Genomic DNA, 26,316 nt, shown 5'->3' on the forward strand with positions numbered 1-26,316 from the left:
CATGCGTCCGGGGCGGGTTGTCATCATCAACGATCGGTCGGCGGAGATCGGCGGCGCCTCGAACCTGTCCTGCCTGGCTGCCCGGCTCCTGCGAGAGGCAGGCGTGCCCGTGACCTTTTTTGCCGGCGATGAACCCGCCCGGACGGCGCAGCCTGAGACCGTTCACGTCAACGGAAAGCCGCTTGTCGAGCGCGGGCGTCTTTCTGCCTTGGCCGGCGGGCTCTACAATCGGAACGCCTACAGCGCCCTGAGTGGCTGGATTGCCAGGCACGACAGGCCCTCGACAATCTATCATGTCCATGGATGGTCAAAGATTCTGTCCCCGTCCATCTTCCGGGCACTCGCACCGGTACGCGAGCGGGTGGTCCTGCATGCACACGACTATTTTCTCGCCTGCCCCAATGGCGGCTTTATCAACTACCCGACAGCATCCATATGCGGCCTCGATCCCATGTCGCTGCGCTGCCTCGCAACGCAGTGCGACAAGCGGGGCTTTCACCAGAAGGCCTGGCGTTCCACGCGACACCTTCTGATGCAGCGTTTCTCTGCCTTGCAAAGACAGCCTGCCAACATCGTGCTCGTGCACGAGGGGATGCGGCGCTTTTTCAACCGTGCCGGCATCGATGACAGCCGGATGGTGACCATTCGCAACCCCGTTGCGCCATTTCTGCCTTCCGGGGCCCGTCCGCAGGAGAAGTGCGATTTCTTTTTCATAGGACGTCTGGAGCCTGAAAAGGGGTTTGAAGACGCCGCACGGGCAGCACATCTTGCCGGTGTTCCCCTGCATGTCATTGGCGAGGGTGCCGGGCGCGCGCTCCTTGAGGCTCGCTACCCGCAGGTGACCCTTCATGGCTGGTGCGATCGCGCGCAGATTGCCGGCCTGATCGGCAATGCACGCTGTGTCGTCATCTCCTCGAGGGTTCCTGAACCGTTCGGCCTCGCCGCCCTTGAGGCCGTGGGAAGCGGCATCCCCGTCGTGCTTCCATCACATGCATTGCTGGGCGGCGAGCTGACGGAGGCCGGCGCGGCTTTCACCTTCCCCACCGGCGGCATTGAGGCGCTTGCCGCTACTCTGCGCCGGCTGGCCGATGACGATGACCTGATTTCGGCGATGAGCGAAAACGCCCTTCAATGCGCGCCGCAGTTCTCCAACACGACGGAAAGCTGGCTGGCGGCGCTCCTTGCTCTCTATGCAGGCATCCTGGACCGCGTGATCAGGGGGCGGGCACCAGGGAGAGGGCGGGCGAACCACCGAACGGGAATCACGGCGGGGCAAGCTGTCGGCACCCGCGGAAATGCACCGGGAGCTAATGCTTTTGGCCACGCAGCCAGCCAGTCAAATGAAGCCGATTAGTCCGGTGGTGCTGCAGGGGTAGGGATGGTTCGATTGTGCGGTGGATTGCACCTAAATTGCCCCGCCCAATACCCCGATGGAGTTATATCACGGGGTCTGCAGGGCCTTATAATGATCGACGGCGAGGCAAACAAAAACACCCAGGGGCGGGTTCATGCTGTACGCATATGATGATTCCGTAAAGCAGGGATTGGAGCTGCGGAAAGTCAGGCATCTCCGCTCGTATTTCGTTGTGAAGAGACTGTTCGATGTCACTTTCAGCGTTCTCGTCATCGTTTTTCTTCTCCCTGCCATCGCATTGATTTCTCTTTGTATTCTGATCAGCGACGGGCGGCCTGTCTTTTACAGACAGAAGCGGATCGGTCGGGATGGCCGAGTGTTCGACTGCCTGAAATTCCGCACGATGCGCCGCGACGCCGACCGTCTGCTCAAGGAGCTTCTGGACCAGAATCCCGTCCTCCTGCAGGAGTGGCGCGCCTGCCAGAAGCTGCGTAACGATCCACGCATTCATCCCATCGGACATTTCCTTCGCGTATCGAGCCTGGATGAGTTGCCTCAGTTCCTGAATGTGCTGCGCGGTGAGATGAGTGTTGTCGGTCCCCGCCCGATCGTCGAGGACGAGATGGCGCGCTATGGCGAGCGCATAAACGACTATCTCATGATGAAGCCGGGCATTACCGGTCTGTGGCAGGTGTCAGGCCGCAGCGATACGTCCTATGCCGAGCGGGTCGATCTTGACGTTCAATATTTCCAGAACCGTACGATCAGGCTCGATCTGAAGATCGTCTGGCGCACGGTCGGCGTCTTCCTGTTCGATCACAATGGCTGCTAGCGGCAGAGAGGTTACCTCTCCGGAGAAACTCCAGGAAAGGGAAGCGCTCTAGAGGAGGAAGAGAAACAGAACGGCCAGCCAGACGATGAGGCATAAACCGACAACGAGCCAGCGAATGGTGACCTTGGCGCTGATGGCCTTGAACGGCCGCGCCAGGAAGCCGTGGTTCAGCTGGTTTTCTTTACTTGCATCTCGCACTGGCTGCTCATTGTCCGCCGCAAAGCATCAAAACTGGAAACCACACATGGGGAACCGCAAACGCTCCGGTTCCCATACTGAACGCCAGGCCGCATCGAACATCGAAACCCATGCGGCTGCACGTCTGAAAATTTCATCGCCAGGGACGACGAATCATCAGTGTTCCCACGGAAATCGTAGCGGAAGCGCTTGCACAGGTGAATAGCGGCAGGGGGAATGCGACGTGAAACCGGATCACAAACCACGGCAGGATGATACACAGGTGAGCGGATTCCTTGGCTTGTCCGTCTCGACTATCCTCGGTGGCGGCGTGTGGGTCATGGTCGCGCGACTGTTCTCGCAGGTCGCGCAACTGGTCGCCTTCGTCGCTGCCGCGCGGGTTCTCTCTCCCGCCGAGTTCGGCTTCTTCGCTTTCGTCTCCGCCATCGCCTTCCTTTTTGTCGTGGTCAGCGAAGGAGGGTGGGCGGAGTACATCATGCGCGCCGACCACGGCGAAGAGCATTTGCCGCAGCTCGCTTCCATCGCGCTGGTGAGCGGCTGCTGTTTCACCCTGATGGGCTTCCTGGTTTCACTGTTGATCGGCGGGCTGTGGTTCTCAGCCTGGCAGACCTGGCTTTTCCTGCTGTTTTCCCTGTGGTTCATCCCGGCTGCACTCAACACGGTCTATGACGGAACGCTGGTACATCGGAACCGGCTCAACAGGCAGGCGGTCATCCGGATCGTCGCCGAGGCGGCAGGACTGGCTGTAACGCTGTTTGGTCTCTGGGCCGGATGGAATATCGTCGCGCTGGTGCTTGGACGTCTCGTCACGAACTTTCTGGCAGTGGCTGGCGGCGTTCTCGTTCTCGGCTGGATCGTGCCCGCCTGGCCCGACCGCTCGGTGCTGGGCGAGGTACTTCATTTCGCGCGCTATATCGTCAGCGTCCGCATCATCGTTTTCGGGCGCTCCTATTCGGGCACGCTGGCCGTGGGTGGCCTGCTGGGGCTGGCGGATGCCGGCTATTACCGGGCCGCCGAACGCATTGTTGCTGCTTTTTCGGAGCTGGTCGGGGAGCCCGCGCGGATGCTGGCCTGGGTGATTTTCCGTCGGGCAGGCGGCCAGTCCGCCGATGATCAGACGGCAGACCCGATCAGTCGCGCCGGAAACCTGTTTCTGCCGGCGCTGTTTGCCGTCGCCGCGCCCGTCTATGTCGGTCTCATACTCGTGGCACCCAATCTGGTGGACATCGCGCTTGGCGCCACCTGGGCTCCCGTGGCTCTGGTCGTAAAAATCCTCGCCGTGCGGCAGCTTCTGTCCTTCCAGGGATATGTGACCGAGCCGCTGCTTTCGGTTCGCGGTGAGGTGCGACGCCTATGGCCGCTCTCGCTCATGATCAGCATCGCATCCATTGGCATGATGGTGGTTCTGGCACCGTTCGGCCTCGTCTATGCAGCCATTGGACAATGCGTTGCAGCGGGCTTCGCGGGCGTTCTCGCCATCTGGTTCCAGTCCCGCTACGGAAAGCTTGACTGGCCACGCATCACCGCCAATAGCGGGCTGATAGCGCTCGCCGCTGCGGTGATGTTCGTTGGCGTGTCGTCGCTTGCCCACTGGCCCGCCGAAACCCACATGCCGCCCTATTCGCAAATGGCGATGCAGGTTCTGGTGGGGGCCACCATCTATCTGGCCGTTCTCTATGCAAGCTGGAAATGGACAGGCTGGCTGAAATCCGGGCACTGACCCTGTGTGTCCGTGTGTTCAGGAAAGAAGCCGCGACTTGAGATGGTCGGCAAGGCGCAGGGTCATGGCGATGATCATCAGCGTCGGATTGGCATGGCCTGCCGTTGGAAACACCGAACTGCCCGCCACGTAAAGGCCCTCGACATCATGAACCCTGGCGTTCCGGTCGACAACACTTGTCGCCGGATCATCGCCCATGCGCGTGGTGCAGGCCGGGTGGGCCATGTCGCTAAAGGGTGCGTTCCTGAAATCCTCATCGAGAATCCAGGGTTCGAGTTTGGGCTGGGGCAGGCCGACCCGCCAGAATTCGGCCGAGATGAGTTCGGCAAGCCGCGCGACACTGGCGGTTTCCGCCCAGCCGATCTTCCAGTCCACACGCGCGAGCGGGATGCCAAGCTGATCGCGGAGGGAGGAGAGCGTCACGCGGCTGTCGCGGTTGGGCCTCTGTTCGGCCATGGCGTCGAAGCGCAGTTCGGTGAGCTGGCGCGGCAGGCCCCGTTTCATGATGAGCCGCCGGTGCAGGCCGGCTGCCAGCCCGCCGGGGGCCGCAAGCGCCGTCCTCAGATCGTCGAGCCGGAACCTCCGGTTGCCGGAGTAGAACCGTTTGAGCGCCAGCCACGGGTCGTTCGGCGCCAACACCTGTACCGGATAGGTGGCGCAGTTGAGCAGCCCCTCGCGCGCCTGCAGGCGCGGGCTGAGCGCCAGCCCTCGCAGATAAAAATGCGTGCGGCGGTTGTGGCTGAGCCCGTAAAAGCCGAAATGCTCGGCAACGTCCTGCAGCGTCTCCTTCCCGAACCGTGCGATCACCGTGCGCGGATGGTCGGCCAGGTAGCGGCCGACGCAGTCATGATCGTTGCCGATGCCCTTTGCCGCTACATCGCTGGAGGCCAGAAGGATGCGCGCGTTCTCAATCCCCCCGCCGCACAGCACGATCACTGGCGCCCGGATCACCGCTTCCTTCCCCGAAAGGCTTTTGACATTGAGTGCTTCGACCCTTCTTCCATTCTCGGAGAGCCCGATGCGGGTGACGGTCGCATGGGTCAGAATGTCGATGTTCCCTGCCGTCAGTCCCCTCGCAATGTCTGCAAACCTTAGCGGCTCGCTGCCATTGATCCTGTGGCTGAACTGCCAGAAGAAGGTGCGCATCAGATCGTCATTCAGGTCGATATCGGCGGGCGGTGAGGCAAGCCGGTGATAGAGCGCCCTGTCGTAGATGTTGGGGCCGAGATTGAGCAGCGCCGCTGCGCGGTCGAGCGCATCCGTGAGATCGCGCCGCTGCAGCGGCCAGCCGGAATCAGGAACCCATTTGCGGGCGTCGAAGTCGATATCGTCGAACGCTGCACATTTGCCGACCCATGTGTGCGTGCTGCCGCCGACCATGCGGTTGCGAAGCTCGAAGGCGGGGATGTCGTTGAGCCAGGCGAGATCGCCCGTATAGCCTCGCTGGAGGGGCATGGCGTCACGCGCGTTGGGATCGCCGATATTCTCCACCCGATTGAGGGTTTGTACTTCGGGATCGAAGTCCACGCCGCCGCTTTCGACAAGGAGAATCCTGAGGCGCGTACCGGAAAACTCCCGCGCCAGCGCCAGCCCGGTCGGTCCCGCTCCGACAAGGGCGAGATCGGCGTCAAGCTGTGTGCCCGAAGGCACGTTGCGCAAGTCTAGAGTGGACACGTTGCCCCCTGAGCGGGCCATCAGAACAGCACGCCAGCCGCCCATGAAAGCGGTTCGCCGCATCGCGATTGACCCTTAAGCAGGCTAGCAAAATCCCAGGCTTGGCCGAACTCATCCAAATTGCATAGAAGGGGCGACTTGCTAAGGGTTTTGGCCACTGCGAAGTAGTGCGCAACGCCGCGTCGCTACATTATTGGATTATTTGAAAACCCCATGGCCCGGGCATACGCTTGAAGAACAATTGGGGCGCCGCGGGCATGGTTCGCCCGTCGGCCAAGCGGGAAAACACCATGGCAAAGGTTGGTTTGCGTGAGTGGCTGGCGATCGGCGGGGTCATCGCCTCGGGGCGTCTTGCCCGATATGGCGGTCCCGGCGAGGGGCCGCTTGACCGGTTCGAAAAGGCATTTGCCGAAAAGTTCGGCGTCAAACATGTGTTGACAGTCAGCAGCGGCACAGGCGCGTTGATCAGTGCGCTGGCAGCATCGGGTGTGGGGCCCGGCGACGAGGTGCTTGTGCCTGCCTATACCTGGATCGCCACGGCCGCCTCGGTGCTCGCGGTGGGCGCCGTCCCGGTCATCGTCGACATCGACGAAACGCTGACTATGGATCCCGAGGACATTGCGCGCAGGATCACGCCGCGCACTCGTGCGATCCTGCCGGTGCATATGGCCAATATGGTCTGCGACATGGAGGCGATCACGACGCTCGCCCGCCAGAACGGCCTCATGGTGATCGAGGATGCCTGCCAGGCGGTGGGCGTGCGTTACCGGGGGCAGCGTGTCGGCACGATTGGCGACATTGGCGCATTCAGCTTCAACCAGTTCAAGAACATCAATATCGGCGAGGGTGGCGCGGTGGCCTCGCAGAGCGACCGCTTCTTCGCCCGCGCGCGCATGTATCATGATGTGGGCGAACTCTTTCGCGGGCATCTCGACAATTACAACGAGCCGAGTTTTTTCGGCGTGAACTTCAAGGCAAGCCAGATCCAGGGTGCAATGCTCAATGTGCAGCTTGGAAAGCTGGATCCAATGCTGCGCCGCATGCGCAGGCGTCATCAGGTTATGTCGCACATCCTGTCGGGCAGCGACGCCTTCCGGCTGGGGTCGCACAACGACCCGCAAAACGCTGTCGGCCTCCATGTTTTGTTCGAGACGGAAGGCGAGGCCAAGGCCTTTGCCGCCCGGAACAGGCGCGGCGTCTACCGTGTTTTCGATTCAAGCCGCCATGTGTGCACTCACTGGACTCCGATCCTGGAGAAGCGGGCTTTCCATCCCGCCATGAACCCCTATGGCTGGGCTTCGGCCGATGTGGAGTACGGGCCAGATATGTGTGCCCGCTCGCTGGATATTCTCAAGCGCACCTGCCGCATCAGCATCGGTGAAAACTATCCGACGGCACTCATGGCCTATCTTGCCCGCCGCATGGCAGGTCGCAAGACGCCGGAAAGGCGGTTTTCCTATGCAGCTTAAACCCGTAAGCATCGGCGCCGGCACGATCGATGTCTGGCAGTGGTCCCTCGATGTACCCCTGGAGGCGCTTCCGCCGCTCGTCTCGGCACTCAACGAGGCGGAGTTCGCACGTGCCTCTCGCTTCGTGCATGAGCAGCATCGGCTGCGTTTCATCGCCGGGCGGGGCCGGCTGAGGGCGATCCTCGGATCCTATCTCGACGTCGCGGCAAACCGTCTCGCTTTTTCATACAATGCCTTTGGCAAACCCCGGCTTGCCGGGCGCGGTGAACCACCGCTTCATTTCAATCTCAGTCACAGCGGCCCGACGGCGGTTCTCGCCGTTTCCGACCGCTATCAGCTCGGCATAGATATCGAGCGCGTTCTTCCGTTCCGGGAAAATCTCGCAGAACACTTTTTCTCCGGGGCTGAGAACGAAGCGCTTAAGGTGGTGCCGGCGCAGGATTATCTTGGAGCGTTTTTCCGCTGCTGGACACGCAAGGAAGCGTTCGTGAAGGCGCATGGAGCGGGGCTTTCGCTGCCGCTTGAATCCTTTGATGTCACCATCGATCCCGTCGGTGAGCCGCGACTGCTGCGGCTCGATGGCGTGGACGATGCGCCGGCCCAGTGGCAGTTTTTGAATCTGACCCTGCCGCGCGGCTATGTCGGCGCGGTCGCGGCGCTGACGGCAGGCAACGCCGTTTCGCTGAACTATCGCGGCGGCACGCTTCAGCCTGCCCGGCGAGAAAGGCGCGGGGCCTGGCGGCCCGCAGCACGGATCGAACGTCATCAGGCGTTGAGCCGCGCATCCAGAATATAGCGTGAGCCGCTCGCATCGAAATGATGGCAGCCGGTCAGGCCCGGTTTGAAATCGGGCAGGATGCGGCGCACACATGTTTCCCGATAATCATCTAAATCAAGATGCTCGATCTCCATGATGTTGAGACCGTAGCCGTAAATGCCGTGCGCATTGTACTGCGCGGGCCGGTAGAGCCGGCGATGACGCGAGAAGATGCGGCCGGCATTGCGTGCCGTGGCGCTGCCCACCACCACTGGATTCGTGCGATGGGGGACGATCCGCTTCAGTTCCGGCCCGTCCACCTGGAATGCGTATAGCGCGGAGCAGTGATCCTCGAATGCGTGATGTTCTGAAAGATTGGTGAAAAGCCACCACTGGCCGCGATGTTTGAAAAGTGTGCTGTCGGCGGTTGACCATCCTTCAAAGGCCCGGGAATAGGGCTCCCAGATCAACGGAAAACTCACCGCGCGCCAGATTTCGATGCGCTTCCTCTGATGCGTCTCCGGCATGAGGAAAATCTCGTCCCCCTCGCGGAAAACGAAAGGAAACGAGAGGTGTTCGCTCCCGCCCAGCGCTATGCCGATCGGTTCAAAGCCGCTGCGGGTGATCTCGCCCACGGCGATGTGCGCTTTGGTATCGCCCAGTCCATAGTTCTCGTAGAACAGATAGGTCCGCCCCTCGTGATGAAACAGGAAGGGATCGGCCTTGATCGCCGTGTCCGTTGGCGGAATCTCGATGGCTTCTCTGGGATCGAAATCGTCAATGGCACCGCGCCCGCTGAAAAGCGTCCAGACGGCGGTTTCCTGATGGGAGGCGCGGCGCACGCTTTTGAGCACGCGCTGCGCGATGTTTTTTGTGAGTGCCGCTGCATAGCGGCCTGTCCTGAAAACGCCGGGCGGCCTGAGCGCCTGGACGGCATCGGGGGCTTTGAGCGGCTTTGGCAGTTTGCCGGTGCCCGCGACGCGCCTGAGTTCACGCATTAAAAGCAGAACCGACTTTTCCTTGATGAAGGCGGCATTGCGCGCCGCACTGAATTTCACATTGAATTCGGCCTGCGCGATGACGCGCCTTTCCGGGTGCCGTGCCGTTTCCAGAAAGAGCGAGAGCTGGCTTGTCGGAGTACCGGCCGCCATATCGGCGATGCCGTCCCAACTCGCCGAGCCCGACTGCGTGAAAACATGACTGAGCGACCAGGCGCCGAGCGGAAGGTCCCGAAGGACGGGCTCGGGCAGTTTTGCATCGCAGTGACGCAGGAGCATATCGAGTTGCAGCCTGTGCCGGTCGCCATCCTCCACGGCCCAATCCTCCACGGCCCAATCCTCCACGGCATTGTCCAGCGGGATGTTCAGTATGGTTTTTCGAGCGCGCTCGAACCGTTTTGCGCCGTAGTGGGATTGTCGTGCGAAAAGTGCGCCGTCAAGCTGTGCGACCAATCTGGTCAGCATGTCGGCGTGGTTTTGTCCGCCCTGTTTCGAAACGTTCAAAAACGCGATGAGCCGGAAACGCCGGTCCGCAAGCAGCCTTTCGATGAGCTGCAATTCCCAGTTCTCGAATGGAAGGCCTGCCTGCCGCATGATGCCGATGCGCAGGGGCGTGGTCGACTGGCTGCGCTTGCCTTGCTTATCAGGAGCGGCGGTCAGCGGAGCCTCCCAGTTCAAGACGCTCGCCCAGCACAGATGAAAGCTTGTCGATCCCCATTTCGCTGAGCGAATCCTCGTGCCACCCGTTGAGATCGAAAACCGGCGATTCATCCGGCACGAAACCACGCCACCCGAACAGAAGCTGCTTTGCTCGCCGATGCGTGGCCTGGCTGCGGAAGAAGAGCACGGTTTCGCCGGAAAGCGCACGCGGACTGTAACGCCGGGCCGCACGAACGAGATACTGGGTAACCGCTTCGGTGGTTTCCTCTTCCTCGTTCATTGCACGGGCAGGCGCGAAGCGCTCGACAAGCTTCAGCGAAAGGCTGAACTCCTTCAGATAGGTGATCAGCGACATGCGCCCGCGCAGAAGCTTGCCAGTGAAATAGACGAGACGTTTTGCCCGTTTCTCGGTATTCCAGCGCCAGCGGGTCAGGGCCGGCTGTGAACGCACATAACCGGGCGCCCAGCTGTCGATCAGCGCAACGAAACTCACCTCATGATCCAGCGCCCGCAATTGCCGGGTCATCTCGGCGGCCAGAATGCCGTTGACGCAAAGCCCCACAAGCGCGACGGTTTTTGGTGTGTCGCCAAGCTGCATGGCATCCACTGCATCGCCAGCGATCTTTTCCAGCGAAAAGCCTTCGGTCACTTCATCGATCCTCGCATTGAACATGTGAAGATTGACGACGGAGGCATGGCCGGGAAGCGACTTGGCCATCCTGTAATAGAGGAAGGGATGGTTGAGCGTATAGACCGCGCAATCTCCGCTGCCTTGCCGGTAGGTCGTTGTTTCCCATTCGACGGTAACCGGTGACGGGGTGTCCGGTTCTTCCGCCGGTTCTGCGGCAGGGGCGGGCTGTGTGCCGAAAATCGCGGACGCGAAGCCCGAGAGCGTCGGCTCCCTGAACAGGAGAGCGAGGTCAGGCTGAATGCCGAAGGCCTCGCGCACGCCGGAGAACATTCTGAGAGCCAGAAGTGAATGACCGCCAAGCGCAAAGAAATCGTCGTTTGCATTCACCCGCGGCACGTCAAGCACACGAGCCCATATCCGGCCAAGCTCCGCCTGCCTGTCCGCCGGCGGGGCCGGGTCTTTCGCTGGAACCGGGGCAGGGACATTGGCCGTGGGTGGCGGCACTGCCGGCAACTCCACTGCGCCGTCCGCCCGTCTCGGCAGGGAAAGAAGAACGCTGATTGCGGCGGGTACCTCTTCCTCTGGCAGCCGTTCTGCCAGATAGGCGTTCAGTTGTGCAGGAAGGGTTTCGAGCGGCACCATGAGCCCTGCAGTCGGCACCACGAAGGCGTGGGGTCGGCCGGCCGGTCCGTCTCGCCGGACCGCGACATCGGCGACATCCGGTTGCGCGAGAAGCAGCGCTTCCAGCCGCGATGCCGGTTTCGGCTGCGCTTCCTTCGGCAATGTGCCGGCACGAACCGGCCCCGCCATCGCGCCGATCTGCGCCTGCGGATCGTCAAGCGCGAAGGCATAGGCCTTCTGCCACAGATCGAGCAGTTCCCGCGCGGTCGCTTCGTCGAACAGATCGGTGTTGTATTCCACTGACATGCGCCAGCCGGTCGGCCGGCCGATCATGATGAAGTTGAGATCATAGATCACGCCCGGCGATTGCGACGGGGCGCTGATCAGCTCGAAATCACCATAGCGCGTATCTTCCAGAAATGCCTTTTGCTGGTTGAAGTTCACCGAAACAAGTGGATTGCGGGAAGGATCGCGCGCAGGATTGATCAGTTCGACAAGATTGTTGAACGGCATTTTCTGGTGGTTGAGCGCCGCCCCCACCGTTGCGCTGACTCTTGAGAGGTGATCGGCGAAGCTCAACTCGTCGGCAATATTGAAACGCAGAACGAGATTGTTGATGAACACGCCGATCAGGCTCTCCAGATCCACATCGTCGCGCCCGGCGATCTGAGTCCCGAACAGCACTTCATGTTCGCCCGAATAGTGGTGAAGTGCAGCACTGATGACCGCCGCGCCATAGCTGAACAGCGATACGTGATGCGCCCGCGCCGCCGCCTCGATCCGCTCGCCGAATTCTAGCGGCAGCGCGGCGGAAAGGATCTCCCCGCGGCTGGTTTTAACGCGGCCACGGGGCCGGTCCGGCCTGATCTCGAAATAGGGCGCATCGCGCAACTGTTCGCGCCAATAGGTCTTCTCTGTTTCGAAACCATAGCTGTTGCGGTATTCGTCCTGCCACAGCGCGAAGTCGCCATATTGCAGCGCCAGCTCCGGCAGGTGCGGCGCGCGTTTCGCGTCGATCGCCGCTGCGAGTTCTCCCACTTCGCGCCCCAGAACGCGGATCGACCAGCCGTCGAAGCAGCTTTGATGCGCGGTGATGAGTATGAAACCGCGCCGGTTCTCCACCATCAGGAGCGTGACGCGGAAGAGCCCCGGCTGGCCGAGGTCGAACGGCGCTGCCGCCGTCTCCTTGCTGATCGATTGGATGCGCGCCTCGCGCTGGTCTTCCGGCACGTGACGCAGGTCGATGACCGGCATACGAAACTCGACCCCGCGCACCACCTGCTGCATGGGTTGCCCGTCCGTCTCCACAAAACGGGTTCGCAGGATCTCGTGTCGCTTGATGATCTGCCGGAAAGCCTCCTCAATGCTCTCGGTCCTGAAATTCCCGCGAATCTCCCACCGCACGGCGACGTTGAGCGCGGGGTTTCCCGGATTCAGACGATCCAGGAACCAGCAACGCATCTGCGTCTGCGTGCAGGGAAATTCTCCAATGATGTCGTCCGAACCGGAGGCCATCAGGCGGTGTTCAATGTCGCTCATCCGTGTGCCTCCATGCGGCGCCGCGCGCCATGCCGGAAATCTTTCAGCGAGGGGACATGCGGCTTGATCCCGTTCACCGGCTGGCTGTCCGCTTCATCGGCGATCAGCGCCAGCTCCCCGATCGTGGGGTGTTGCAGGAGGTGCCGCGCCTCCAGCGGCAGGCCGGCATCGATCATCCGGGCTGCGATGCGGAAGATGCTGAGCGAATCCGCCCCCAGCGCGTAGATGTTCTCCTCCACCCCGATTTCGGGAATGTTGAGCACGTCGCGCCAGATGGCCGAGAGTTTCTCTTCCATGGGCGTGCGCGGCGCGGTGCGGATGATGGCCGACTTTTGGCGCGGGATGCCCTGCTTTTCGAGCGTCTTGCGGTCGAGCTTGCCATTGGCCGTCTGGGGCAGCGCTTCGGTATTGAGCCAGAAGGCGGGCACCATGTGGCCGGGAAGATGCGCCTTGGCATGGGCGCTGAGCGTCTTTGGGTCTGGCGGGCTCGCCGGATCGTCAGGCACGGTGTGACACACGAGCTGCCGGTCGCCATTGCGGTTCACGGGGGCGACAACGGCGCACTGGCGCACGCCCTCTGACTTCGAGACAACCGCCTCGATGTCTCCGAGCTCGATGCGGAAGCCGCGCAGCTTGATCTGGTTGTCGCGGCGCCCCAGAAGCTGGAGCGAGCCATCGGCCAGGCGCCGTCCCACATCTCCCGTCTTGTAGAGCCGCTGCGGGACACCGCCAATCGACACATTGCGGAAAGCGGCATGGGTTTGCTCGGCGTTCTTGAAATAGCCGATGGCGAGCCCGTCGCCGCCAATGTTCAGTTCAGCTGTCACGCCCACGGGTGCAAGCCGGTTGCGCGCGTCCAGAATGTAGAGCTGCGTGTTGGCGATGGGCTGGCCGATGGTGATCGGCGCATCCGGATCGTCGATCCTCGCGACCGACGACCAGATCGTGGTTTCGGTCGGCCCGTACATGTTCCACAATTCGCCGCCCAGCGCACACAGGCTCTGCGCCAGCGTTGCGGGCAGCGGTTCGCCCCCGCACAGCATCTTGAGCGATTTCCTCTCGCCCAGCCCCGCTTCGACAAGCATCTGCCAGAGGGTTGGTGTGGCCTGCAAAACCGTAGCGCCGCATTCGTCGAGACGTTGCATGAGCCGGAACCCGTCCTGCACCTCGATCCTGTCGGCGATCACCACGCGGCCACCGCAGATCAGCGGCAGGTAGAGTTCCAGCGCGGCGATGTCGAAGGAAATGGTGGTGACGGCAAGCAGTGTGTCGTCCGCCGCAAAGCCGGGCTCCTTCGCCATGGAGGTGAGGAAGTTGACCAGCGCGTTGTGCGGAACCTCCACGCCCTTCGGCACACCGGTCGAACCTGAAGTGAAGATGATGTAGGCCGCTGTGGCGGTACCGTGAACGCGCGCGTCGAGCGGTGCCGCATCCATGGCGGCTATCGCTTTCCGCACATCGTCGAGCATGATCGGCAACACGTCTTCGCCGGCAAGAGCGGCAACCCTGTCACTGTTGCAGACAACGGCGGAAATCTGCGCCGCCTCCATGGTCTGCCGCAGCCGCGCTTCGGGATGATCCGGATCGAGCGGCACATAGATGTGGTCGGCCTTCATGATCGCCAGCAGCGTCACCAGCATGTCTATGGAGCGGTCGAGCGCCACCGCGACACGGCAGCCGGGCACGAGCAGCTTTTCCTGGAGCAGCCGTGCCATCTGCCAGCTTCGCGCATCGAGTTCGCCATAGGTGATGCTTTCCTTGCCATGAGTGGCGGCAATGGCGTCGGGCGTTTCCGCCGCGCGGTCGCCAAACAGCTCGAAGGCAAAGCGCTCGTCGTCATAGGCCGCCTGCGTCTGGTTGAGCTCATAGGCAAGCCAGTCCATCTCGTCCTGCGTCATGAGTGGCAGGCGTTCGATGGGCGTGCTCATATCCTTCGCAAGAGCTTCGACGAGCGTAGCGAAATGGCCGAGCCAGCGTTCGATGGTCTCGGGATCGAACACGTCGCCATTGTAGTCGACATCGATGCGGATGCCGTCCTCGCTCTCGATCATGTTGGCGAACATGTCGAAATTCGAAAACGCCTTGGGATTGGGGACGACATCCGCGGAAAGTCCGCCAAAATCCATTCCCTTCGCCGTCCGCTCGAGGTTGAACTGGATTTCGGTCAGGGGCAGGCGGCTCGGATCGCGCTTCAGGCCAAGCTTCCGCACCAGCGTTCCATAGGTAAAGTCCTGATGCTCGAAAGCCTGAAGAACCAGCTGCTGCGTGTCCTTCAGATGCTCGGCGAAGGACCGTTCTTCATCAAGCGTCTGCCGCAGAGGCAGAAGATTGACGCAATGGCCGACCAGCGTTTCGTCATCAAGCAGACTCTGGGCTGCCGAAGGCACGGCGATCACGATGTCGTCGCTGCCCGAAAGCCGCGCGATCATCACCTGCATGGCTGCGAGCAGGGTGGAAAACAGCGTCGCACCGTTCTTCGCGCCGGCCTTTTTAAGCCGCCTGTAGACGTCGCTGTCGATATGCGCGGTCACGGTGCCGCCGGCAAAGCTGCGCTGTTCGGGGCGCGGTCGGTCTGTCGGCATGTCCGGCAGGTCCGGCACGGTCTCGAATTGCGAGAGCCAGAACCGCTCCGTTTCTTGATTGTCTTCCGTCCGGCTCGCGCGCGTCTGCGCATAGGTGGAAAAAGCCAGTGCCGACGGCAGGTCAGGTGTGTCGCCCCGAGCAAGCGCGCTATAGGCCGTTGCCAGTTCATCGATCAGGACATTCGCCGACCAGCCGTCGCAAACGATATGATGGGCCGTGAAGACAAGCACGTGCCGGTCGTTTGAAAGCCGAACGAGTTCTGCGCGCGCCAGCGGACCATTGACGAGATCGAACGGGGTACGCGCTTCGCGCTCGACGATCTTTGCTAGCGCTTCGCTATCCGAAACCTCCGTCAACGGCATGTCGATGCGGAAGTCGGGTGTCACCTCGAAATGCTCACCGCTGCGCGCAAAACGGATGTGAAGCGCATTGTGTCGCGCAACGATAAGATCAAACGCCTTGCGGAACGTGGCTTCGTCCAGCACGCCATCGAGCGTGAGATTGAAGGATTCGTTGAAGGAGCAGGAGGCTTCGTCACCGGCCTGGGCTGCAAGCCAGATTTCCTTCTGCGCCTCGGTCAACGGTGCCTGTTGCGGCGTCTCCTGCACGGGCTTCGCGATGGGTCGCTCGGCCCGTCCGTCATCGGCGGTCAGAATGCCGGCACCGTGAAGCGCGTCGAGCGTCTCGCCGAAGACCGTTGCAATGCGCGAAAAGTCTTCTTCCGAATGCGCGGTCGTCAGGAAACAGGGATAGCCGTCCTGGACATGCAGGCCCTGCATCCGCGCATAGGGATAAAACAGCGTGCCGAGCGGGTCGGCATTGCCGAAATCTGTCACGAACCAGCTCTTGTAGCCATGAATCTGCGTCGCAATCCCGCGATCCGAAAGCTGGCCGTTCAGTTCCGTGACAAGCGCTTCCGTGCGGGTGGCCACCCGGTCGTAGAGTGCGCGGCCTTCGCCCTTGATGTGCTCGAGCACGGCGCGTGTCGCCGCCAGCACGACAGGATGGCGCACGAATGTGCCTGCAAAGAAAGTCGGCGCGACCATTGGCACGCTGTCATCGCCATAATCCCAGTGACCGCCATCGAGCGCATCCATATACCGGCTGTCACCGGCCAGAACGCCGATAGGCATTCCGCCGCCCAGCACCTTGCCATAGGTGGCGAGGTCGCCGCGTATGCCCCACACGGCCTGCATGCCACCGGGGTCGACGCGGAAGCCCGTCACCACCTCGTCAAACACCAGTGCGAAATCGCGTTCTGTTGCGAGCGCGCGCAGCGTACGCACGAATTCGATCGGCTGCAGCTCCGGATGGCGGCTCTGCACCGGCTCGATGATGACGGCCGCAAGCTCGTCCGCATTGGCGCGGATCCAGTCGAGGCTCTCGGGCGCGCCATAGGGCAGAACCGTGATGTTCGACAGGGAATCTGCGGGAATGCCGGCGGCAATGGGCAGCGTGCGATGCTGCCCCGAACGGCTGCGGCCCTTGACCAGAACCTCGTCGAACTGGCCGTGATAGTCGTTGCCGAAAACGACGATGCGGTCGCGGCCCGTCACGGTGCGGGCCACCCGCATGGCGGCCATCACGGCTTCCGATCCCGTGTTGCAGAAGGTGACGCGGCTGTGCCCGGTCAGTTCGCTGATCAGCTCCGCCACCTCGCCGGCGAGCGGTGTCTGCGGGCCAATGGCAAAGCCTCTGTCGGTCTGGGCGCGGATCGCCTCGACCACGAAGTCGGGGGCGTGGCCGAAGGCGGTTTGCCCCATGCCGTTCACGAGATCGATATATTCATTGCCGTCTATGTCCCAGATGCGTGACCCCTTTGAGCGGTCGGAAACGATCGGAAAGACCAGTTCCTTCCAGTCGGCGCGAAAGCCGGAGGCCGCGCGCGGATCGGCCAGATGGGCCCGGTGTTCCTGCGTGAACGCTTTGGAGCTGGCGTTTTTCGCGCAATAGCGGGCAACCAGATCTTTGATGAAGGCGCGTTTTTCCTCCGTGAGCGCCTTTTCGCCAGCCTGCGCGCCGGGCTTGTACACGCGGATGCGGCCGCCGCCGATCTCACTCTCGTCACCGCTCGTGTCCGGCGCAGGCGCAGGCGCGGCGGCTGGAGCCGGTGCAACCTGCGGCGCGCCTGAAGGCGCGGCCGCCGGCACGGAGCCGCCAAGCGACTGGATAGCTGCGAACTGCTGCGCAAAAAGTTGCTGCGCCATCTGCAACTGGGACTGGAAAAGCGCCTCGAGCCCTTGAGGTGCCTGTGGAGTTCCATTCGCCACTGAAGATGGCGCAGCAGACGCGACGTCCGGCGTGGGGGGGACCTGAGCCACCGGAGAGGGAGACACCGCCTGCACGGCATCTGCCGGCAGTTCGGTGTCGAGGTGTCGCGCCAAATCATGAATGGTCGGAATGTTGCCGAGCAGCTCGCGGAAGGAGAGCTTGATCCTGTATTCCTTCTCCACCTTCTGCGCGAACTGGCCGATGAAGAGGGAATCGAAGCCAAGCTCCAGAAAGGTCGCCCCGGCTGCATCGTCTGGCAGGTCTTCGCCTGAAAGGTCTGAGAGCAGGGCGGTCAGGGCGCGTTCCAGCGTGGCGCGCCGGTCGGTTGTCGCAGGTGCGGTGGTCATTGGGCTCATTCCGTCTATCGGGATTGCTTGTACCGGTGTTTCGGGCAGCGTATGGGCAAGTGCCGCATGTGCCCGGTTTTCCGGCGTCGGTGCGTCGATCCAGTGCATCTGGCGCTGGAAGGGATAGGTCGGCAGCGGGATTTTCCGCCGCGCCGTCTCTGGCAGGGCCGGCCAGTCGAGCCCGCAGCCGGCGATCCACGACCGCGCATGGGCTTCGGCAAAAACGTCCTCACCAAAGGATGCGCGGTCGTGTTCGGGCAGGGACTGGATAATGGCGGCGATGTCATCGCGCTTCAGCGTCTGCGCGGTGAAAACCGAAAGCGTGCGGCCGGGACCGACCTCGATGAAAACGGGCCTGCGCTCGCGCGCAACGGTCTTGATGCCGTCGGCAAAGCGCACCGCATCGCGGCAATGGCGCGCCCAGTATGCGGGCGAAGCGCCCTGCGCGTCCGTCTGCCAGTCGCCGCTCACACAGGAAATATAGGGAATGGTGGATGGGCCGTATTCGGCCTTTGCAGTCTCTTCTTCGAGCGCCCTGGCAGCCTCGTCCATCATGGCCGAATGGAAGGCATGCGAGGTGTGCAACCGGCTATAGGCGATGCCTGCAGCGTCAAGCGCTGCGCAAGTCTCATCCATCGCCTCGAACGTGCCGGAGATGACGCTGAGCTTCGGTGCATTGAGGGCTGCGATCTCCACCCCGTCGCAAAGATGCGCTTCGACCGTTTCCGCATCCGACCGCACGGAAACCATGGCTCCTGTGGACTGGCTCTGCATCAGCCGCCCGCGTGCTGCGACCAGCCCGAGCGCATCCTCGAAACGCATCGTGCCTGAAAGTGTGGCGGCAACGAATTCACCCACGCTGTGGCCGATCATGGCTTCGGGTATCAGGCCACGGCTCATCCAGAGTTTTGCCGTCGCATATTCGACGAGAAAGAGGGCAGGCTGGGCGATCTGCGTGTCGCGCAGTGCTTCGGAAAGCTCTTGCGGCACCTCGCCATCGGGCAATCGGATGAAATCGCGAATGTCACGGCCAATCAGAGGCTCAAGAAGATCAGCGCCCTTGTCGATCCATTGGGCAAAGACCGGTTCGGTTCCATAAAGCGCGCCGCCCATGCCCACATGCTGGGCGCCTTGTCCCGGAAACATGAAGACCACGGGCGGGGCATCCTGTGTTGCCTCGCCGCTAATCGAACGCTCAGCCACGAGCCCGGTAATCGCCTCGTCGCGCGTGCGGGCAATGATCGCCGTTCGGTGCGAAAAAGCATGCCGCCCCTGCTGGAGAGTGTGCGCCACGGTGGCGAGCGGCTCTGTGCTCTCGCGCAGTGCCCCGGCCAAATTCTTGCGCATCGTGGCGAGCGCCGCCTCGTTCCGCGCCGAAAGCGGGAGAATGAACGTGCGGTCGGGCGATGTCTCCGAAAGAACGTCTCTGTCGGGCGCCTGTTCGAGCACCACATGTGCATTGGTGCCGCCCACCCCGAACGAGCTGACGCCGGCGCGTCGCTTTGCGCCCACCGCTTCCCACGCTACGAGTTCCGTTGGAATGCGGAACGGACTGTTTTCCAGTGCCATATGCGGGTTAAGCGACACGAAATTCGCCACCGGCGGGATCTCGCCGTCGCGCACCACGAGTGCCGCCTTGATGAGACCGGTGACGCCTGCAGCGGCGTCCAGATGGCCGATATTCCCCTTCACGGACCCGAGCGCGCAGTGGCCTTCAGCGCCATCGCCGCCAAAAGCGTTCATCAGACCGTTGAACTCGATGGGATCGCCGAGCGGCGTGGCAGTGCCGTGGCACTCCACATAACCGATGCTTTCGGGGTCGATGCTGCCACTGGCAAGGGCTGCCGCAATCGCGTCGGCCTGTCCCGAAACGCTGGGTGCGGTGTAGCCCACCTTGTCCGCGCCGTCATTGTTGACGCCATAGCCGCGAATGACGGCATGGATCGTGTCGCCATCGTCGATGGCGTCTTCGAGCCGTTTCAGAAGCACCACGCCGCCGCCGCTGCCGAACACCGTGCCGCCTGCCTGCGCATCGAAGGGCCGGCAGAAACCGTCCGGCGAAACCATGCCGCCTTCCATGTGGATGTAGCCGCGCTTTTGCGGCACCGAGATCGACACACCGCCGGCCAGCGCCATGTCGCAGCCATAGGTCAAAAGGTTCTGGCAGGCCTGCGTCACCGCCAGGAGCGATGTGGAACACGCCGACTGGATGGTGAAGGCCGGCCCTTTCAGGTCGAGCTTGTAGGCAACGCGCGTCGCCAGCGTGTCGTTGATCGCGCCCACCAGTTCGTTGAACATGTCGACCTGATAGCCGGAGGTGAAGGCTTCGGCCTTTTTCCGGTCGGACAGGATGTTGTTGATGAGATAGGTGCTCATCGCCGAGCCGGCGAAGACGCCGATCGAATGTTTCGCGGTAAAGGGATCGCAGCCCGCACTTTCCAGCGCTTCCCAGCAGATTTCCAGAAACAGGCGGAACTGCGGGTCGAGCATCGCTGCCTCGCGCGGATACATGCCGAAGAATTCCGCATCGAACATGCCGACATCGTCCAGATAGGGGCGGGAGGGCACATAGTCCGGCGAGGCACGCGTCGCCTCGTCATAGGCGTCCTCGATTTCATCGGCTGCAAAAGTGCGGAAGGCGTGACGTCCCTCGCGCACCATTTGCCACAGCGCATCCACCGAGGGTGCACCGGGAAACCGCCCGGCCATGCCGATGATGGCAATGCTACCGATGCCCTCATCCAGTCCCGTTTCGGGTTTCATCGGAATATGGTCGTTCATCGTCTGCTCCGACGAAATTGAGACATGACCTCTTTCTGTCGCGCGGCGCGGCTTTGTGCTGTGGCGGTCTTCTGGAGACTGTCCGGCGCTTTCTCGAGGAAGCGCGCCAGACTGCGGATTTTTGGATGCTCGAACACGCTCACCACGTCGATGCTGCGGCCAAGCTCCTGTTCCAGCGCCGCGTGGACGCGCATGAGCTGCATCGACGTTCCGCCCAGATCGAAGAAATTCTGATCCGTGCCGAAACTTTCGGTGCCAAGCACCCTGCGCCAGTGCCGCGCGATGATGGCTTCCATTCCTTCTGCCGGCGTCGCCGCGGGCGCCTGCGCTTCTGTCGGGGCCGGCAGGCGGGAGCGGTCGACCTTGCCCGCGCGGTTCATGGGAAATTCTTCCAGAACGATGGCCCGGCCCGGCACCATATGCGCCGGCAATACGCCCTTCAGCCGCCCGAGAACGGTGGCGGCAAAGTCCCCTTCGTCATGCCCGTTCATGGTGTGCGGGCGCAGATAGGCCACCAGTCGCTTTGCCGATCCGGCCTGATGACACTCCACCACGGCATCGGCCAGGTGGCCGTCGCGGCGCAGCGCTGTCTCGATCTCATCGAGCTCGATACGCTTGCCGTCGATCTTCACCTGCCGGTCGCGGCGGCCGCGAAAATGCAGGAGCCCGTCAGGGTCCATCACCGCCATGTCGCCCGTCAGATAGCAGCGCAGGCTCTCGCCATTCTTTGCGGTGATCGTGACGAAGCGTTCTCGCGTCAGCTCCGGCCGGTTCAGATAGCCGATGGCGAGCCCGTCACCGGAAACCGCAAGCTGGCCTTCCCGTCCCGGCGGAAGCTCGGTGAGATCATCGTCGAGAATGTGAAGGCCGTTATTGGCGATGGAATAACCAATGGGCACCGTGTCGTCCTGGAGGTCGGTCGGAATGTCGAAGGTCGAGGCAATGACGGTAACTTCCGTCGGCCCATAGGCATTGGTCAGGCGGCATGTCGGATGAGCGGCGAGAAATCTCCGCGCATGATCGGCGGACGCCACTTCACCTCCGAACAGGACATGCCGCAACGAGTTGAGCCTGCCGCCGGAATGATCGACCAGAAGGTTGAAGAGCCCGGTGGTGAGCAGCATCACCGAGACTTGCTCTTCGTCGATCGTGCCGGCGATGCGCGGCATGGAGAGCGTGCGGTCGCCAATGCCCGCCAGCCGCGCCCCGTTGAGAAGCGTGCCCCAGATCTCGAATGTGGCGGCATCGAATGAAATCGTCGCCGTATGCAGCACCACGTCGTTCGGGCGGAAATCGACAAAATTCTGGTCGCACACAAGCCGCTGGATGCCGCGATGGGGAATGACGACACCCTTCGGACGCCCCGTCGAGCCAGACGTGTACATCACATAGGCTGCATCGCCGCCGCCAACGGCCGGAAACGTTGCCGCCATTTCACGCCCTGCCAGTGTGGCGAGCGCGTCGTCTATGTCGACAAGCCGGTCGGCTGCCATCGGCAGACCCGCTGCAAGCGCGGCACTTTCCCGGTCGATCATGAGCGCACGCGGCGCGCAGTCCCGGGTCATGTAGGAGAGATGCTCCACCGGATAGGCGGGGTCAAAGGGGGCATAGGCCGCCCCTGCCTTAAGGATCGCCAGCTTGGCGATCAGCGTTTTCAGCGCGCGCGGCAAGAGCAGGCCGACAATGTCACCCTTGCGGATGCCCATGGAGATGAGACGCGCGGCGAGTTTCGACGCCGTCTGGTCGAGTTCGCCATAAGACAGGCGAGCGTCATCGAAGGAGATGGCTGTCGCATCCGGTCGAGCGCGCGCGATGCCGGTCACGATGCCGTGGACGGTCGCATTGCGGTCATAGGCGCGTCGATGTGAGGAGTGTCTGGCTGCAACAGAACTGTTGAGGCTGGATCGCTCCGCGTATTGCTTTTTCTGATGCATGTAGACGCCCCGCCCGAAAAAAGCCCGCGCCTATATTTCAAGCATCCGAAAACGCTTATTATTTATAGTTGAGGCGCGGGAGAAAAATGGTTCTCATGCCTTCGAGGGAAAGAATTTCATGCAGGCCGGCAAAGAGACAGATAGCTATCTGGATGACCCGCGAACCGACCGGAGGTCTTAGGGTTTCACGGATATAGACCATTCGGTGATGTCACCGTTGGGTGGAGGAGAAAGCCTATCCCAAAGCATTAGAATGTCAGTCCAGGCGGTAGGCCCGAACATGGTCGACGATCATGTAGGAAGGGTCCGGGGTCGCATCCCTGGTCGGTCCGTCGACGAGGGCGAGATTGACCAGAATGTAGAGTGGCTGCCGGTGCTCCGGTTGCGTTTCGGTTTTCCAGATGAACTCGCGGTCGAAATAGAACCGGATCCAGTTGCGGTCCACCTTCACGCCGTAGGTGTGAAACGCACCGGGGCTTGCTTCCACGAAAACCGCGTTGCGATGAAAGCGCGAGTAGTGGCGCCCATCGCGATGCCAGACATGGACCACGGAGGAATAGCCGTCCGGCTTGTCCCCGTAGAATTCGATCACGTCGATTTCGGCCGTAGCCTTCGAGCGATCCTTGCCGATCAGCCAGAAGGCGGGCCACACACCGGGCCCCTCCGGCAACTGCGCACGCATTTCGAAATAGCCATACTGCTGTGAGAATCCGTTGCCATCGGGGTCGACCGAGGCAAGTAGTCCCGATTGCCAGTCGCCCTCCGGATCTCGCTTTGCCTCAACGCGCAGAGTGCCGTCTTCGATGCGGAACGGCGACCGTTCACCGGGATTGGCAAAGCGCGCGCCGCCAAAATCTCCCGACCAGGGCGTGTGCGCGATCCAGCGTGTACCGGGACCCCAGGCCGAAACGTCGAGTGTGGAGAAATCCTCGTCGAAGGAAAGCCGCATCGCATCGACATCCAGCGCGTCGGCTTCGGTTGCGAGTTGATCTCCGGCTGGCGCGGGAGGTGGGCCAAAGGCCGTCGCGAGCGCTGCAATAAGGCCCGCCGTGCCGGCACCAAGTAAGCGGCGGCGTCTCAGATGTCGCAACATGCTCGAGGCGAACGGCAATGCGGTTACCTCCCGTCGGGCAGAATATCACCGCTGCGCTTTGCTCAGAAACTCAGCCAATCGCCGCGTCACTGGCCATAAGTGGTACCCGGCGAAGCGGGACGCTCAATCGCTCGCATGGTACTCTTAGTCGGGTTTACGCCGCTTTTTCGGCTAAAGGACGGGGCGCACCATGCGCATCGAATTATTGGGAGTCCTATCGCTGGTGCTGGGGGTGGCTGTTTTGTTGGCGCCGCCCCGTATGGCCTTTTATGTCATTGTCATGTCGACACTTTTCGGCGCTGCAGCTGCATTCGGTGTACCGGGGCTGGGCGGGGCTTCAGTGCTGGTTCCCAGTCTCCTGCTTGCCTTTTATTGCCTGCGCCTTTTCATGGCCTTTGGCGAAAGGCCTGTTCTGGCGGCAGTGTCTTCCTCGTCGCCGGGCATCTGGCTTCTCCTGCTAACGGTCTATGGCGTCTTCTCCGCGCTCTTCCTTCCCCGTCTTCTGGAAGGGGTGACGGAAACGATGATCGTGCTGCGCTCCTCCGCGGGGCATCGCATCATCGATCTGACGCCGTTGTCATTTTCAAGCAACAATATCACCCAGACGGTCTATGCAGTGGGCGGGCTCTTCTGCTTCGCCTTCACGTACGCCTATATCAAATGCGGCGGCACCGCCCGCGACGTGATCAACGCTATGCTGGTTCTTGCCGTCGCCAATCTGGTCTTCGCGCTTCTGGACGTGATCACATACCGTACGGGTACGGCGCACCTTTTCGACTTCATTCGCACTGCGAATTACGCGCTTCTGACCGGATCGGAGAAGGCCGGCTTCAAACGCATTTCGGGCACTTTTCCCGAGGCTTCAGCCTTCGCCGGCTACACAATCGTGCTGTTTGCGTTCACTGCCAGTCTGTGGATCGACCGCGTGCGAACCGTTGCGACCGGGGGGATCGCCGGCCTGCTATTGCTTGCTCTTCTCCTGTCGACATCGACAACGGCGCTGGTCAGCCTTGCGATGGTGATGGTCTTTCTTCTGTGGCGGGCATTGCCGGCTTCCTACGGCAGGCGAGCCACGGGGCGGCCTGCTGCCATTGCGCTCGCTCTTCTTGCTGTCCCGCTCTGCTTCATGCTGGTCCTTGTGCTGATTCCGGAGTTCGCAAAGGCCGTGCAGGATTTTCTGGATGAAACGCTCTATTCCAAGCTGAACAGTCAGTCGGCGCGCGAACGCATGCAATGGAACGCCGTGGCCTTCCAGGTGTTCCTCGATACCTGGGGGTGGGGCGCTGGTCTGGGCAGCGCGCGAGCTTCCAGCTATGCGCTTGTGCTCCTGTCCAATGTCGGCCTTATCGGCACGGTTCTGTTCCTGCTGTTTGTCGGCAACACGCTGATGATGAAGAGCGCCGGCGGGTTCCACGAGCACGCGACGATGCGGGCGGCCAGGGCAGGCGTTCTTGCAGGCCTTGGTGAAGCGATGATCTCCGGAACGGTCTACGATCTGGGGCTACTCTTTTTCATACTGGCGGGAAGCGCGGCTGCGCTGCGGTGGGTTCCTGCTCAGGCCGGGGCATACAGGCCGCAGCAAGCGGAGACGGTTCAATGAAGATCGTCATCTTCAACGTCCGTTACAGCCCCAATCTGGGGGACGGCGTACTTGCCGAATGTCTCGAGCGCCGGCTTGGCGTGTCGCTGCCAGGCGCGGAGATCGAAACCCTGGACCTGGCTGGCCGCACTGCCTATGGCATTGCGGATTCGCGGCGTTCAGGTGCCCTGCGCCTTTTGCAGGTCATGCCGCCGCCCGCACGCCGCATGCTGGTCGCGCGTGTGCTCGGTTCAAGACTGGCCGCATTACGCGCTCAGTGGCGAGGGAAAATCGCCGGGGCCGATGCGGTGGTCATCGGCGGCGGCAATCTTTTTCAGGATGACGACCTGAATTTCCCGTTGAAGATCGCGCAGGTCCTCGAGCTCTGCCGTGAGGAAAGCTGCCCCGTGGCGATCCACGCCGTTGGTGTGGGGCGGCACTGGTCGCGGCGTGCTGCGAAGCTGTTCGATACGCTTCGCACCTGCAATGTCCTTGGGGTTTCGGTGCGCGATCACGGGGCACGGCAGAACTGGGAGCAGCATTTTCCCGATTGGCCGAGTCCGGGCATCGCGCCCGACCCGGCCCTGACCTTGCAGGTGGAAATGCACGGGAGGCGGGACCGCACCCGCCCGCTGGTCGGTCTATGCGTGACACATCCGCTCATTCTCAGGCGGCATGCCGGTGCGAGCAGGGAGAATATTCCGCTCGGGACCGTGCAGGGGTATGGCGCATTGGCTGAATGCCTATTGGACGCAGGGTGCGATATTGTCTTCTTCACCAATGGTGCGGTGGAAGATCAGGCCTGTCTGGAACATATCCGGAATACGCTCTTCAGGGCAAAAAACCGGGCGCCGGACCGCTGCAGCTTTGCCGCTCGGCCAAACACTCCGCAGGAGCTGATTGCATTGCTCGGCACGTTCGACGCCGTGGCAGCGCATCGCCTGCACGCCTGCATTACGGCCTATGCGCTCGGGGTCCCTCCGGTCGGTCTCGGCTGGGATCAGAAGATGGAGTCCTTCTTCCAGATGATCGGCCGTGAACCATTCTTCGTTTCCGCGCACAAAGGAAACGCGGAGATTATTGGAGAACGGATTGTGACGACGCTTGGAGAAGGACTTGACCTTGATGATCGCCGCCGGTGCATTGAAAAGGCGGAGAAGGCAATTGAGGGTCTGGCTGCGGGGTTGAAGATGACGATCCGTGGATCGGAACGCGAGACCGCATGATAGTGACGTCAAAGAATTCGCGCTGGATGATGCCGCGAAGATTTGGAGA

Annotated in this window: 14 protein-coding genes; 7 read left to right on the forward strand and 7 right to left on the reverse strand. The window is 62.0% G+C overall.

Annotated features, from left to right (window positions below):
* Position 1 precedes the first annotated feature (1 nt).
* Both BLW55_RS17250 and BLW55_RS17255 read left to right on the forward strand, forming a co-directional pair.
* Positions 2-1,354, forward strand: coding sequence for a glycosyltransferase family 4 protein (locus BLW55_RS17250; RefSeq protein ID WP_090329614.1), 1,353 nt, complete (start codon positions 2-4; stop codon positions 1,352-1,354).
* 154 nt (positions 1,355-1,508) lie between these two features.
* The gene (locus BLW55_RS17255; protein WP_007007839.1) at positions 1,509-2,186 is read left to right on the forward strand and encodes a sugar transferase; all 678 of its coding nucleotides are present in this window, start codon (positions 1,509-1,511) and stop codon (positions 2,184-2,186) included.
* Between the two features lie 48 nt (positions 2,187-2,234).
* On the opposite strand, the gene BLW55_RS20840 is transcribed toward BLW55_RS17255, so the two are convergent.
* Positions 2,235-2,384 (reverse strand): hypothetical protein, encoded by a 150-nt coding sequence (locus BLW55_RS20840; RefSeq protein WP_177175102.1) that lies wholly within the window; start codon positions 2,382-2,384, stop codon positions 2,235-2,237.
* A 262-nt stretch (positions 2,385-2,646) separates the two neighbouring features.
* Between BLW55_RS20840 and BLW55_RS17260 the strand changes: the two genes are divergently transcribed.
* Complete coding sequence (locus BLW55_RS17260) at positions 2,647-4,104, forward strand: oligosaccharide flippase family protein (RefSeq protein WP_244423403.1); 1,458 nt, start codon at positions 2,647-2,649, stop codon at positions 4,102-4,104.
* An 18-nt stretch (positions 4,105-4,122) separates the two neighbouring features.
* Here the strand turns inward: BLW55_RS17260 and BLW55_RS17265 are convergent, their stop codons facing one another.
* Positions 4,123-5,778 carry a GMC oxidoreductase gene (locus tag BLW55_RS17265; RefSeq protein WP_090330044.1) on the reverse strand — a complete coding sequence of 552 codons (1,656 nt, stop codon included), beginning with the start codon at positions 5,776-5,778 and terminating at the stop codon, positions 4,123-4,125.
* A 290-nt stretch (positions 5,779-6,068) separates the two neighbouring features.
* Between BLW55_RS17265 and BLW55_RS17270 the strand changes: the two genes are divergently transcribed.
* Positions 6,069-7,247, forward strand: a complete 1,179-nt coding sequence (locus BLW55_RS17270; RefSeq protein WP_090330045.1) for a DegT/DnrJ/EryC1/StrS family aminotransferase — start codon at positions 6,069-6,071, stop codon at positions 7,245-7,247.
* Positions 7,237-8,043 (forward strand): 4'-phosphopantetheinyl transferase family protein, encoded by an 807-nt coding sequence (locus BLW55_RS17275; RefSeq protein WP_090329615.1) that lies wholly within the window; start codon positions 7,237-7,239, stop codon positions 8,041-8,043. The genes BLW55_RS17270 and BLW55_RS17275 overlap by 11 nt, the downstream gene beginning before the upstream one ends.
* On the opposite strand, the gene BLW55_RS17280 is transcribed toward BLW55_RS17275, so the two are convergent.
* The 5 genes from BLW55_RS17280 to BLW55_RS17300 form a co-directional block, all read right to left on the reverse strand.
* Complete coding sequence (locus tag BLW55_RS17280) at positions 8,013-9,680, reverse strand: glucosamine inositolphosphorylceramide transferase family protein (RefSeq protein ID WP_090329616.1); 1,668 nt, start codon at positions 9,678-9,680, stop codon at positions 8,013-8,015. The two genes, BLW55_RS17275 and BLW55_RS17280, sit on opposite strands and share 31 nt — an antisense overlap.
* On the reverse strand, positions 9,646-12,453 hold the full coding sequence (locus BLW55_RS17285) for a condensation domain-containing protein (RefSeq protein WP_090329617.1): 2,808 nt from the start codon (positions 12,451-12,453) through the stop codon (positions 9,646-9,648). Before BLW55_RS17285 ends, BLW55_RS17280 begins: the two co-directional genes overlap by 35 nt.
* On the reverse strand, positions 12,450-20,435 hold the full coding sequence (locus BLW55_RS17290; protein WP_090329618.1) for a hybrid non-ribosomal peptide synthetase/type I polyketide synthase: 7,986 nt from the start codon (positions 20,433-20,435) through the stop codon (positions 12,450-12,452). Before BLW55_RS17290 ends, BLW55_RS17285 begins: the two co-directional genes overlap by 4 nt.
* Complete coding sequence (locus tag BLW55_RS17295; protein WP_090329619.1) at positions 20,432-22,369, reverse strand: non-ribosomal peptide synthetase; 1,938 nt, start codon at positions 22,367-22,369, stop codon at positions 20,432-20,434. Before BLW55_RS17295 ends, BLW55_RS17290 begins: the two co-directional genes overlap by 4 nt.
* A gap of 256 nt (positions 22,370-22,625) precedes the next feature.
* The gene (locus BLW55_RS17300) at positions 22,626-23,480 is read right to left on the reverse strand and encodes a glycoside hydrolase family 16 protein (RefSeq protein WP_244509120.1); all 855 of its coding nucleotides are present in this window, start codon (positions 23,478-23,480) and stop codon (positions 22,626-22,628) included.
* Positions 23,481-23,721: 241 nt separating this feature from the next.
* Between BLW55_RS17300 and BLW55_RS17305 the strand changes: the two genes are divergently transcribed.
* Positions 23,722-25,062, forward strand: coding sequence for a hypothetical protein (locus tag BLW55_RS17305; RefSeq protein WP_090329621.1), 1,341 nt, complete (start codon positions 23,722-23,724; stop codon positions 25,060-25,062).
* Positions 25,059-26,267: a polysaccharide pyruvyl transferase family protein gene (locus BLW55_RS17310; RefSeq protein ID WP_090329622.1), complete on the forward strand. Its 1,209-nt coding sequence runs from the start codon at positions 25,059-25,061 to the stop codon at positions 26,265-26,267. Before BLW55_RS17305 ends, BLW55_RS17310 begins: the two co-directional genes overlap by 4 nt.
* Positions 26,268-26,316 lie beyond the last annotated feature (49 nt).

The organism is Nitratireductor aquibiodomus, assembly GCF_900105565.1.
GTDB lineage: Bacteria > Pseudomonadota > Alphaproteobacteria > Rhizobiales > Rhizobiaceae > Nitratireductor > Nitratireductor aquibiodomus.